Raw genomic sequence first — 13,520 nt, forward strand, 5'->3', positions numbered from 1 at the left:
TCCTCTGGGGATAAATATGACTAAGTACTTGAATATTCCCAATCAAGCCCTGATATTAGCCAGAAGAACAACAAAAGATGGGTGAGCAGGTCTACTGTTCGAATGCATCTACATGGAGTAAATATGGCCATTCACGTCGGTATAATTGACCAAGATCCAGTTCGATTGGTCACCGCTTTGCTACACCGAAAATTCAAGGCCGAGAAAGTAATATTCATTGGCGTTGAATGTCAGCTGCAACAGTATGAACAGCTCAGTAAAGTATTGACGCCAAAAGGCATCATCACTGAATTTTTCCAGATCCCTTCTGACATCAATATTCCGCTGATCAAAAGCAAAATCGTTGAACTCGCGGAACGGTTGAAGCAAGAAGGTGCGGAGGTGTGCTTCAATGCCAGTTGTGGTTTGCGTCACCGCCTTCTGACCGCTTATGAAATTTTCCGCACCTATCACTGGCCCATTTATGTCATCGAACCTTTCAGTGATGAATTGTGCTGGTTGTATCCATACGGTCTTGAGCAACAACAAGTCGAAGACCATATCAACATTAGCGACTACTTAACGATTTTTGGTGCGCGTTGTGAGTTGCAAGATGAAGATATCCGCAGCGTATTGGATACCACCATTGAAACACTGGGCCAAAAGTGGGCAAGTAACGCCTATGAGCTTGGCCCAGGTCTCGCCACACTCAACTACTTAGCGACAACCTGTCGTAAAGAACAGAAGCTTGATGTTGAGCTGAGCGAGAAGCAACAGGGTTATCGCGAACTCAAGATGTTGATTGATGACCTTAACGACGCAGGTTTATCCAACTTTGAGAATGGCATACTGACGTTTACAAACGAAGCTGCTAGGCGTTTTGCCAATGGTGAATGGCTTGAGTGGTATGTACACCATGTGGTTGAAGCCATTAAGCACGATCTTCTCACCATCCAAGATTTGTCCCTTGGTGTGCAGGTTTATCGTAAAATTGGCGAGAAAGAAGTGCGCAACGAACTTGATGTTGCCACTGTTGTGAACAACAAACTCCATATCATCGAATGTAAAACCAAAGGAATGTCGAGCGATGGCGATGATACGCTTTATAAGCTTGAATCAATTCGCGACCTTCTTGGCGGTTTACAAGCACGTGCGATGCTGGTCAGCTTCCGTCCTTTAAGGCATCACGATATCACGCGTGCCACAGACCTTGGATTGGCGCTTATCGGCCCAGATCAGCTTGCTGACCTGAAAACGCATCTCCATGAGTGGTTTTTGGCGGCAGGCGGGACAGAGAAGGCGTCTTTCTCGTAACCTGCGATGCTTCTTCGTTTCCCTTTTGGGTGAGAGAAGAAAATCATGCAAATACAAAAAAGCCGGCAAATTAGCCGGCTTTTCGATGTTATCGCCGATCAGCGTATTATTCAGTGAGCATTTTGCGTGCGGATTCCACCACGACTTTAATTGAACGCGCTTCAGTCGCAGCCATCGTCGCTTGGTCTGGGATTTCTTTCTGGGTGCGATTAATAATCACGCCCGCCACACAACCCGCTTTCAGTCCTGAACTTGCACACATGGTCAGCAACGTCGCGGATTCCATTTCAAAGTTCAACACACCCATGTCTTGCCATTCTTTCATTGAACCCTGAAAACGACGAACTACGCGACCACTGAAGGTATCGTATCGCTCTTGCCCTGGGTAGAACGTATCGCTTGAAGCAGTTACGCCAGTGTGCACCGCCGCACCAGACTCATCAGCCGCTGCTTTCATTGCTGTCGCCACATCAAAGTCCGCAACCGCTGGGAATTCTAGAGGCGCAAAATGGCAACTCGCACCATCTAATCGCACTGAACCGGTCGTCACAATCATGTCACCGACATTGATGTTTGGCTGAATAGCGCCGGTTGTACCCACGCGCAAAAATTTGCGTACACCGAGTTGTGCCAATTCTTCAACCGCAATTGATGTTGAAGGGCCACCAATCCCTGTGGAGCAAACCACCACTGACTGACCTTCCAATTTCGCCAAATAAACGGTGTATTCACGATGGCTCGCCAAAAATTTAGGCGAATCCATCAAGGCTGCAATCTTTTCCACTCGGGCAGGATCACCCGGAATAATGGCCAATGTTGCACCGTCTAGATCCGATGCGTTGACGCCCAAATGGAATACGTTTTGCTCAGTCATGATTGTCTCCTCACTGTATCGTGCCCCTCAGCTTTGTCTAAATCGAAAAGTGCTGAGTACGATTGCCACGAATGATTAGGTGGCGATGAATTCAGCTACCACCTTAACGTTTGGAATGAAAAATAAAGTGACGAAATTCAAATTTAAAATATTTTCATTTCATTACATTGCACTTATGAGTGATGTAGATCACCAATGCTAATTCATTTGTCCATGGGAGCCATCCCGGTCATCTTGTGGTCGAACTAAACCGTTTTCCGGCCATTGCCCCTCAGGCGCGACTCGACGCGTTTTGGCTTTATAACGCAACAAACGTAGCGCATTCATGGTGACAATGGCCGTTGCCCCACTGTCTGCCAGCACGGCCACCCAAAGCCCGGTGAAACCCATTACCGTTGTCACAAGAAAAATGGCTTTTAATCCAATGGCTAGCGCGACATTTTGGCGAACATTCGCCATGGTCGCTCGAGCGAGATCGATGATCTCTGGAATACTTTCAATACGATTATGTCTTAGGGCGATATCGGCGGTTTCAAGCGCAACGTCTGTGCCGCTCCCCATCGCAATGCCAATTGTCGCCGCTTTCATTGCAGGTGCATCGTTGATCCCATCACCCACCATGGCAACTCGAGAATGATTCGCTAATACATTGATAGCATCAACTTTACCTTCCGGCATCAAACCCGCTTGGTATTCCATATTCAAAATACCAGCCAAACCTGCTGCGGCCTTTGGGTTATCCCCTGTCAACATAAGAGAGCAAATACCTGCATCTTTTAAGCTCTCAATGGTATGAACCGCCGTTTGACGTAGTTCATCACGCCATGCCACTGCGCCATTCGCAACATCGTCGATAAAAACAATCGCAACGGTTTTTCCACTATCAGCTAACTGCTGTGCACTCTCAACATTTTCAGCCTGCACGACTTGCGTGTCATTACGTTTATCGAGCGCAACAATGGTTATCTTCTTACCGTCCACATTGCCCGACACGCCTTTACCCGCATCTGTACGTACATTGTCGGCGGAAAGAATGCTCACTTGCTGACGTTGCGCTTCGATAACAAGCGCTTTTGCCAGAGGATGATGTGAGCCTTGCTCCACCGCAGATGCGAGTGCAAGCATGTCGTGACTGCCACCCTGCCAACAGAGTATGTCAGTGACCACCGGCTTACCTTCCGTTAAGGTGCCCGTCTTATCAAAAGCGACCCATTCAACACGGCTCAACGCTTCTAGCGCTGCACCGCCTTTTATTAATGCACCGTGTCTCGCCGCCGCCGCAAGCCCTGATGTCATTGCCGCTGGTGTTGAAATCACCAGCGCACAAGGACAAGCAATTAACAGCAACGTGAGTCCGCGATAAATCCAAACATCCCAACTTTCTCCAAACATAAGCGGAGGCACGATGACAATCAATGCAGCAATGATGATCATCAAAGGTGTATACCAACGGCTAAATTGGTCGATGAATCGCTCGACAGGTGCTCGTCGAGATTCTGCGTCTTCTATCAAGGTTAATATGCGGTCTATCGCACTTTCACCCTGTTTGGATACCACTTCCAATTCGACACGTTGGTCAACAGCCAACGCGCCCGCTGGTATTTTCTCACCTGCACTTTTTTCAACCGGAATAGACTCTCCTGTCAATGCACTTAAATCAAAACTCGCGCTTTCGGCAACAAGCGAAGCATCGGCTGGAAGCCTGCCACCCGGCGAAATTTCAATAATATCTCCCGGCTGAAGTGTGGATACAGAGACGTCTTTTCGGCCTCCATCTTTTTCAATTCTGACCACATTTTCTGGTACCAATGCCATCAATGATTTTATGCCTGCACGCGCTTTTGCTGATGCATAACCTTCAAGTCGCTCGCCAATCAAAAAGAGCACCAGAACCATGGCAGCTTCAACCGTTTCGCCAAGGTAAAGCGCACCAATGGCGGCAATCGACATCAACATTTCTATCGAGAATGGCGACCCACTTCTTGCTAGTACCACCGCTTTTTTAACAATAGGAATAAGGCCAATGACGGTAGCAACACTAAACAATATGCGCGACAGGTCAGGCAGCCAAATGGAGAGAATGCCAGCAATGCTCATCACGCCGATAAGCGAGAGGAGAACGCCTTCTTCTTTGATGCGCTGGGCCGCACTTTTAGGCTCTGATTTTTTAGACGGAAGAGAGAGATCGACTAGAGGGAATCCGGTTTTCTTAGCGCGAGCATTGATCTGTTCAAGCTGAATCTGTGTGGGTTCACGATCAAAACTGACAACGAGTTTTTCTGTCGCGAATCGGACATTTACCTGCGTCACGCCCTGTAGGCTTTTAATCGCGCCCTCAAGCTTACCCGCACAACTAGGGCAATCCATATTGGTGACACGCCATGCATAGCTTTTGGCAAGCGGTGATTGTTCTTGCGGCTCATCGGGAGCATGCACGTGCGAATGAACGTGGCCATCGTGAGAATGCTCTGAATTAACATCATGGCTGCTGTGTTCGCGGTCACAACAGCCTTGCCCTGCGGGGTCGTCGCAATCCTCAGGTAGAGCATCACTGCTGTTGCTGACTGACGCAGAAGCACTGGCATTGCAGCATGTGTTTGTTGACACTGGTGCAGCCTGAGAATGGGCGTGTTGATGACTTGGTTTGTTACAATGACCTGATTTACATGAATGACACATAAGGCTATCTCCCTATTTGAAATTACACTCAGTGTAAACCTTGGAGCTAACTCCAAGGTCAAGTAAACAAGATCATTATTTGGGACTTTCTCGCCGGCATTTCTCTCTGATAAGTTACTTCAGTCGATCTAAAATAACTTGGGTATCCAACGCTGCCTGATAATCGCGATAGTCTAATCCTGCATCAAACACGAAATGGGTAATCAGTTTCTTTGCCGCTTCTTGCAGAACACTTGCTTGCCAAGGTTTTTCAAAGTATCGCTCAATACAGGCGTTATTAATGGCTTCAATCGTATCAGCATGCGTTGCTTGTCCGGTCAGCAGTACCTTGCGTGTGCCACGAAAACGTGGGTCTAAGGAGACTTCGGTCAGTAACTCAACACCGGTTTTCTCGGGCATCACATGATCAGAAATGATCAATGCAATGTGCTCGCCTTCTGCATCAAGATCATCCATTAACGCCAACGCTTCATCTGCTGACTCACAATCTTCAATATGAAACGCAACCGCAAGGGGAGCGAGATCTTTGAGCACAGCGTCTAACACTTCACGCTGATCATCAACGCAGATAATGTTCACTTTTTCCATCTGTTTCCCCTTTCTAAAAGCCTACTGTAAAGGCAAGCGACTCGTCGCCTCGCCCATTGTTAGAAACTTGGCATTACTGAATTAATGCTACAAGAAATTAACCAGTCGAAGTATCCAAACCATCACAAAACTCAGTGCGACACCCACAATGCCAAGTACCACACCGACTTTTGCCATTTGATTGCTATTTACATGCCCAGTGGCATGCGCCAGTGCATTTGGCGGCGTACTTATTGGCAGTGACATACCCAAGGATGCAGCAAAAGTAACAATCAGGATTAATGTCGCTTCACCACCAAGAGATGACAATGAAGTCATGGACATACCCAGCGCGGCCATAATCGGCATCAACAAGTTAGCCGTTGCCGTGTGGGACATGAAGTTTGCCATTAGCAGACAGAGTGCTGCTGCGCCCAACAGGACAATCTCAGGTGCAAAGTTCTCAAACGGAATGCTGTGGACAATCAGTCTTGCCAAGCCCGTTTTGTCCAATGCTAAACCTAACGCAAAGCCACCCGATACCAACCAAAGCACATCCCAAGAGACCTTTTTCAGATCTTCTTTGTTAATGATGCCAGTCATCGAAAACACGGCCACGGGAATAAGTGCAACCGTGTAGGAGTTCATGCCATGCCGTGAGCCCATCAACCAAAGCAACACCGTCGTAGCAAACGTGACATAGACGGTGATGGCTTTAGGCGTTTTAAGAAACTTGCCTTTAATACTTAGCGAAATCGATTGTTCATTTGATGGGAATAAATAGCTCAACAACGCCCACGCCAATACCAACATGACAGCCACAAACGGCACACCAAACGCCATCCATTCGCCGAAGGTGATCAAATTTTCGCCGGTTAAATATTGCAGTGCAATCGCATTAGGTGGCGTACCAATCGGCGTACCAATACCACCAATGTTGGCGGCAACAGGAATGGATAACGCGAAAGCAATCTTGCCTGGGTCGTTCGGTTTGAACACCATGAGAATGGGAGTAAGAATAGCCAACATCATCGCTGTCGTGGCCGTATTAGACATAAACATAGAAAACACGGCGGTGATGAGCATGAGCCCTGCCATGACCATCTGAGGTTTATGACCAAATGGTTTGAGCAATACGCGGGCAAGGTTAACGTCTAAACGGTATTTTGTCGCTGCCATCGCGAGAAAGAACCCACCAAGAAATAGCATGATAATGGGGCTGGCAAACGTTGCCATGATATCGCTGTAGTGGAGTAGCCCGCCAAACTCTGGCGTTCCAGCATCGGCTCTAAACCAGATCAGTCCTTTGTCTGAGAGAAAAAGCAATTCAAGCACAATCACCAGAACGGACGTGGCATAGATAGGAATGGGCTCAAGTACCCAGCATAACGCTGCGAGTAAAAACAAAGCGATGGCCCGCTGCTGCATCACAGTCAGGGTTTCAAATGGAAAAACAGACGCTGGTAGTAGCATCACCACCAGCGGTATAAGAATAGGAAGTATGTATTTCGCCTGAACGCGCATAATCGCTTGTAATCCCTTAAAGCTAAACACCCACATTCCGTGGGCAACACGCTTATTCTGCGCTACTTGCTTTCAAGGAGTACTGAATTAGATCAATAAATTGGACTCATTTCTAAGTGAAAATATCGAATAGAAAAAAGGGACGTTTCGTTAGAAACATCCCTTTATCGACTAGCGTTTGAGGTCGGCGTCTTTTTTGTCTGTATCGGTGTTGATTGCGCTCTCACTTTCTTCCGCCATGACGGCACGAAAACTGCTAAACGCTGTCACGGGTACAGCAGGTTCAATCGCAACCACATCTTCTTCTTTTTGCTCATGGTCTCGGGCAAGCTGTGCGATGAGTTTTTTAACCAAGATGTATCCTGCAATACCGAAGATAACAGAACCAACGGCTTGACCAATCAACACGCCTTCTGCCCCTCCCATGTGGCCGCCAACGTAAACAAAAGGAATCGTGCCTAGTGTTGCCTTTCCGACATTTAATAACGTTGACCATGTCGGTCTGTTCAGGTTGTTAAACGCAGCATTAGACACAAACAAGGTACCGTTGAAAATGAAGGTAATGGCGATGTAAGTACAGAACAATGTCACCATGGATGAGGCATCACCATCAAGGCTAAAGGCATCAATGATGAACCCTTGTGCGAGGAACAAAATCAGTGCCACAACCACACAATACGCAGTGACAAACTTTACCGAGTCACTTAACGTTTGCTGAACTCTATCGAATTTTTGCGCGCCATAATTCTGCCCAAGAATCGGGCCAACAGCGCCTGACAACGAAAAAATCAGCGCAAAGGATACAGGTAACAATCGGCCCATCACGGCATATCCAGCCACGTAATCCGCGCCAAATTTGGCGATTTGAGCGGTGACGATGGCATTACCAATCGGCGTTGCCGTGTTAGTAACAATCGCGGGGCCAGCGATATTCATGATGGCACGAAAGTGCTGCGAGAGATCTGCAAAGGTAGGGCGAGCCACCAAATCATGTTTACGGTGAACGGCATGGAAAGCGACGCCAAACAACACGAAACGAGACAGTAGCGATGCTGTCGCGACCCCTCTATTCCCATAGAAAGTCCAAAGATGAAAATAGGGTCGAGAATGGCATTCACCGCGCCGCTAATCAGGGTTGCCGCCATTGATAGCTTCGCGTCTCCCACTCCTCTTAGCGCCGCGCCCGCTGACATGCCCATTGCCATTAAGGGCGCACCGGGAAGGAGAATAACGAGAAAGTCTTTCGCTTTTTGTGCCGCTTCCCCTTGAGCACCAATCAACGCGAGGATCGGATCAACAAAAAACAAGATGATTCCCACGGTGACCGCGCTAACAATAGCCGCGAAAACCATAATGCTGCCCGTTAACTTTCGAGCCTCTTCTCGATTTCCCGAACCCAAAGCGCGGCTAACCAATGCTCCCATAGCAATCGAGGTGCCAATAGACACTGACGTTGAGAAAAAGACGATGGTGCCAGCAAAACCAATCGCCGCGGCTAATTCAACTTGACCGAGTAAACTGATAAAAAACATATCAACTAAATCGACCAAAAATAGAGCCATAAGCCCCACCGCGCCAGACGTCGACATGACGGTGATATGACGCATGATAGAGCCATTAACAAACTTGGCTTGTTGCTGATTGGGCATACTAATTTCCGTATTAAGTAAGAGAGACTGTCAGCCATCCTTGCGGCGTGATGAGAGAAAGGACTGAATCACAACGTGCGGGTAGATATTTCTGTCGGTAAGTATTGTGCCATTAAAAAGAGGTGCTTCAAGCACCTCTTTTGATACGACACATTCAAAAATGTTTACCCATTATACGGGATGGTGAAAGCTGTCATCAATTTGAGTGGCTATCGCTTTCAAAATGTCGCGACGCGTAATGATCCCCACTAGGCGATCATCTTCATCAACAACAGGGTACAGCTTAGGTTTACCCGGTAGCATTTCTTCTGCCAGCTTAATAATACTGTCATCGGGTAATACGGCTGATACCTCTTTGTGCATGCAGTCATCTACTGTATTTGTATCATGACAGTAATAACCCATTCTCAGCAGTTTATGGATCATATCTTGTTCAGACAAAAAGCCCACAACATGATGGTTTTCGTCAAGCACTGGACCGCCGGATTGGTTTGCATTCAACATTTTTTCTAGCGCGACAGACAGAGACATGGAAGCCTTGAAGGTCACGGGTCGTTTGTTCATGTAATCTTTTACTTTTATCGATTCCATGCATCCCCCAATAATTATTCAGCAGTTATATCGATACAGCGAAAAATCTCTGTTTATCTCACTATTAGTGTCGACCAAGCTGACCAAATTACTAGCTCATGCAGAAGTATTTTTATGCTTTGTCACAAATGAAAGAGTGTTTTTCATTCAAAACCTTTCATTGGCTTACAAAAAGGCACAAAAAAAACCAGCATCTATTGATGCTGGTTTTAATAAAAATAGTGAAGATATTAAACCGTGAGTATATAAATCTTACGCGCGATTACATAAGCATCATCATCAACAGACCCAGCGGAATCTTCTCACCACTAGGCGATACGGCTTGATCACCTTCAATTTTCGCTGTCAGTGTCACGCCATTCTCAGCTTGAGAAATGAAGCCATAAGGTTCTAAGTTCGACAAAGACGCCTCCACTTCAGGGACACCTTCAACGTATGCTGTAGGAACATTAATGAAAAGGTTGCCCTTCAGCTTCGTCATGAGTGCACCAATATTTTGGGTCACACTGCCAAGCCCAGGCTCGACGGATAAATCAAACTTCGCGTCAATATGCCCTTCTGGTGTATCAAGTTCCAATGGAATGATTTCGAAGGTTAGGCCTTTCTCGACCAGACCATCTAACGCTGTCACCAACTTCATCATTTCTTCTTCAGTCGGCTCAGCACTCATCGAATCTGCCGTTGTTGCCAAGGCGATCATTGAGTTGTAATCAAGTGCATTGAAATTTACACCCATCTTAAAGCTATCAACGACCAGCGTGTCTGGCATATCAAACTTTTCGAATGAGATAACATTGGTGTTATCAAAACGAAGATCATCAGGCGCTGCTGTTTTCACATCACCGTTGTTGATGGCAGATAGCGCGTTCTTCACATCCACAGCAAGCTTATCAATCGTCAGCGTTGAGCCTGACATATCACTAAATGTACTGGTTGCGACATTCACTCTTTGCGACCCGACCCAAACTTCATCAACCAGTTGGCCATCGCCACTGCCTGTGATGTCTTTCAGCGCGAATTTCTCACCTTCAGGGCTCGATAATTCAATAAACGGCATCTCCAACTGGAACACCATCACGCCATCTTTATCGGCCGTTCCTGATACATTCGCAGGTGAACTCGTCACTTTGATTTCGTCGTTTTCGGCATTCATCGCTCGCACTGTCACATCATACTGAGTGGCGCCCAGCAATGAGGTCTCCGTGACAATCGTAAGTGGAGACTCGCCCGACGGCCAAAGCAGATCGGTAATCACTTTGATCTCAGGTGTCATTTCTAGCGTGGACGTGGTGCTAACACCTAGGAATCCATGACTCACGTGACTCAACACAGAATAAGATGTTGGTAGGCCTTCGTCTTCATAGACTTCTTTCATCGACCCGATGACAGCAACTCGCGTGATAACCTCAGAAGAGAGGTAACCTCGTTCATAGGATGTATTTTCGACAGCAAGATAAGGCGACTGGATTTGCTTAATCTCATTATCATAAAAAGACTGACCAATTTGACCTGTTGCAAATGGCCACAACACACCTACCGCGACGGCTCCAGCTATTGCCGTGTACTTTCCAAAAATCATTTTTGCTCCATTGGGTCCGGCATTAATTTTAGAAGAGTTTAAACCATCCCCATCTATAACCCCATGGCCAGAAGAGGTTTTCTTTCAATATGTGCCAGTTTGCAGCGCTCTTCTCAGCTTAAAGACGATGAAAACGATACACTCATAAAAAATAGTGATAATAGATAAACGTATGAATCTACAAGTCATCTTATGTCTTGATGATGACCCCACCATCTTGACCAAAATTGAATCCGAATTGTCAGCATTTGGTGGGTTATTCGACATCATTTGCGCGGACAACACGCACACTGCGAGTGAAATTCTTGAAGAATTGCAGCGCAATGAGCGTCGTGTCGCCCTGTTTATCTGTGACCATACACTGGGCGAAGACCAGGGCATTAGTCTGCTGATCAACATCGACAATCATCCCGCTTCACATGGTGCACGAACCATATTGCTGAACGACCAGCCAAATTTAGAAATTATCATGCAGGCGGTTAACGAAGGCCGACTCAACTATTGCATGACTAAACCTTGGGCGCCTCAAGTCATGGCTGACACGGCCAAGAAAGAACTGACCCAATATGTGCTTCAGCACAACAGTGACGAATTATTGAAGTACTGCAGTGTGCTAGACCAAAAAAGGCTGCTAGATGCTCACATTGAGAACAAGCTCGCTTCTTACCGCAATGGTTTCATCGAATCTGCGCTGGGCGTCAGTGATGAAGTTTTAGCACAAGAGTTGGTTCAAGGCTTACACGAGTATTTTGCTCAGAACAGTGAGCACAACGTGACTCGCTTCTACAGTGAAGATCATCTGCTGACACACGAAGGCAAACCCAATTCATTCCTTTGGTTCGTCGAAGAAGGTGAAGTGGCACTGTTAAAACGTGACGAGACTGGCGCGTCTCATGAAGTAGCAAGACTGGGGCAAGGAAGCTTGATTGGCGGAATGTCATTTGTCACTGGTGATGTGTCATTTTCAACGGGCATTACCTTAGAGCCCACCAAAGTTATAAAACTCAACCGCACCTTGTTTTCTCAGGTTATGCAGGCCAGAAATGATTTGCTCCCGCTTTTTTCCAGTTACCTGCTTCGCCATTTTAACCGACGACTCAAGCGCAGCATTTCTACTGAAGTGAAATTGCAGCAAACGCTTCAATCACTCGAACTAGCGCACAAGCAACTTATCGAAAAAGAGAAAATGGCGATGCTTGGGCAACTCGTGGCCGGCGTGGCGCATGAACTGAATAACCCAGTCTCTGCGATTCTCAGAAACAGTGACACGCTCAGAGATAATATTGGTCAATTGATTAATGTCGAATTGAGCGATGTAGCGAGAGACAAAGCAAACCAAATTATGGCGGAAGCACTGCTCTCTCGTCCCATGTCCACGGCAGATGCTCGCAAAAAATCCAAGGCAATTGAATCCCTTGTTGGCAACCGGAACCTTGCGCGAAAAGCCGTTAACATGGGGCTAGATAAACCTGATGACATTCAACTTTGGCAGAAAAAGCTCGCGCCAGAATTCACGGATACATTGAATCAATGGGACATGTTCTATCAAGCGGGCAGCTTACTGCGTTCAACCAATGTGTGCGCTCAACGCATTGCCGATATGGTCAAGAGCTTGAAAACCTACGCGCGACAAGATGACGAAACCATGCATGAAGTAGATATTCATGAAGGTATTGAAGACACACTGGTTATGTTTGAAAACCAACTAAAACGCATTCAGCTTGTACGTGACTATGGTGAGCTAAGGCCCATTCGCTGTATGCCCATTGCCCTTCAGCAAGTGTGGACAAACCTCATTTCTAATGCTCTTGATGCGGTAGGCAATGACGGTGAAATCCATGTCACAACCCGAGAGACGGTATATCGCAGTCGCAAAGCCGTCAAAGTAACCGTACGGGACAATGGCATGGGGATCCCTGCGTCAATTAAGAATAAGATCTTTGAACTCAACTACACGACTAAACGAGAAGGTCACTTCGGCTTGGGTATCGGTTTGTCTGTGTGTCGTCAAATTGTGGAGCATCACGGTGGGTTGATTGATGTTAGCTCTTCGGCCGGTGAGTTCACGGCGATGATTGTTACCCTACCCTATTCCCCGTTACTCACGCCCCCCAAGGAGGACTAAATGAGCCAATACCTTATTTTGTGCGTCGATGATGAACGTGACGTACTCGACAGTGTCACCAATGACCTCGCGTCACTCGAAGAGCACTTTGTTATCGAGGCCGCTGAATCCGTTGCTGAGGCCAGAGAAATTCTTGCTGAAGCCGCCGCTGACGAGCTTCAACTCGCCCTGATCTTGTGTGATCACATTATGCCGGAAGACCTTGGGGTCGACTTTCTTATCGAACTCAATCGCTTTGATATTACCGCCAAAGCAAGAAAGTTGCTGCTCACGGGTCAAGCTGGTTTAGAAGAGACCGTTCAAGCTGTGAATCTTGGCAGCCTTGATTATTTCATTGCGAAACCGTGGCAAGGTGAAACCCTGCGACAGGTAGTGATCGACCAACTAACCACATTTATGATCGCACACGACGGTAACCTATTGCCTTGGGTTAGGGTTTTGGATGCAGAGAGAATCATGGAATCAATCAGTAATAATCGACTCAATTATTCTGACGACTAGCGAGAGTGATTTAATGATAGGCGCAGTAAAGGTCGGACAATTTATGATTGCAGCGCCTGTCTAACAGACTTTTTCGTATTTTTTGCTTAAATTTGACTCAGTAGTGCTTTAAATGCTCGCTATGCTGTTGTTTAGCAA

General features: G+C 46.9%; 9 protein-coding genes and 1 pseudogene. 3 read left to right on the forward strand and 7 right to left on the reverse strand.

Annotated elements, in window-relative coordinates:
- The first annotated feature begins 123 nt into the window (after nt 1-123).
- Nucleotides 124-1,293, forward strand: a complete 1,170-nt coding sequence (locus tag AC3CIC_RS09605; protein ID WP_016961415.1) for a Card1-like endonuclease domain-containing protein — start codon at nt 124-126, stop codon at nt 1,291-1,293.
- A gap of 106 nt (nt 1,294-1,399) precedes the next feature.
- Here AC3CIC_RS09605 and udp read toward each other — a convergent pair whose 3' ends face one another.
- The 7 genes and pseudogenes from udp to AC3CIC_RS09640 all read right to left on the reverse strand — a co-directional run bounded on the left by udp (nt 1,400) and on the right by AC3CIC_RS09640 (nt 10,756).
- Nucleotides 1,400-2,167: a uridine phosphorylase gene (udp, locus tag AC3CIC_RS09610; protein WP_488514460.1), complete on the reverse strand. Its 768-nt coding sequence runs from the start codon at nt 2,165-2,167 to the stop codon at nt 1,400-1,402.
- A gap of 198 nt (nt 2,168-2,365) precedes the next feature.
- Nucleotides 2,366-4,846, reverse strand: coding sequence for a zinc/cadmium/mercury/lead-transporting ATPase (locus tag AC3CIC_RS09615; RefSeq protein WP_488514461.1), 2,481 nt, complete (start codon nt 4,844-4,846; stop codon nt 2,366-2,368).
- A 114-nt stretch (nt 4,847-4,960) separates the two neighbouring features.
- Nucleotides 4,961-5,434 (reverse strand): response regulator, encoded by a 474-nt coding sequence (locus AC3CIC_RS09620; RefSeq protein ID WP_016961411.1) that lies wholly within the window; start codon nt 5,432-5,434, stop codon nt 4,961-4,963.
- A gap of 87 nt (nt 5,435-5,521) precedes the next feature.
- The gene (locus AC3CIC_RS09625) at nt 5,522-6,937 is read right to left on the reverse strand and encodes an SLC13 family permease (protein ID WP_017007476.1); all 1,416 of its coding nucleotides are present in this window, start codon (nt 6,935-6,937) and stop codon (nt 5,522-5,524) included.
- A 171-nt stretch (nt 6,938-7,108) separates the two neighbouring features.
- Nucleotides 7,109-8,586 (reverse strand): annotated as a pseudogene (locus AC3CIC_RS09630) (MATE family efflux transporter).
- A 171-nt stretch (nt 8,587-8,757) separates the two neighbouring features.
- Nucleotides 8,758-9,177 (reverse strand): CBS domain-containing protein, encoded by a 420-nt coding sequence (locus AC3CIC_RS09635; protein WP_017004096.1) that lies wholly within the window; start codon nt 9,175-9,177, stop codon nt 8,758-8,760.
- 262 nt (nt 9,178-9,439) lie between these two features.
- Entirely contained in the window at nt 9,440-10,756 is a 1,317-nt protein-coding gene (locus AC3CIC_RS09640; protein ID WP_488514462.1) for a DUF945 family protein, read from the reverse strand.
- A gap of 172 nt (nt 10,757-10,928) precedes the next feature.
- Here AC3CIC_RS09640 and AC3CIC_RS09645 point away from each other — a divergent pair, with 172 nt between their 5' ends.
- Together AC3CIC_RS09645 and AC3CIC_RS09650 are read left to right on the forward strand one after the other, a co-directional pair.
- Nucleotides 10,929-12,881, forward strand: a complete 1,953-nt coding sequence (locus AC3CIC_RS09645) for an ATP-binding protein (protein WP_488514463.1) — start codon at nt 10,929-10,931, stop codon at nt 12,879-12,881.
- Nucleotides 12,882-13,382 (forward strand): response regulator, encoded by a 501-nt coding sequence (locus AC3CIC_RS09650; RefSeq protein WP_488514464.1) that lies wholly within the window; start codon nt 12,882-12,884, stop codon nt 13,380-13,382.
- Nucleotides 13,383-13,520 lie beyond the last annotated feature (138 nt).

Source organism: Enterovibrio sp. QJM3NY_24 (assembly GCF_057786035.1).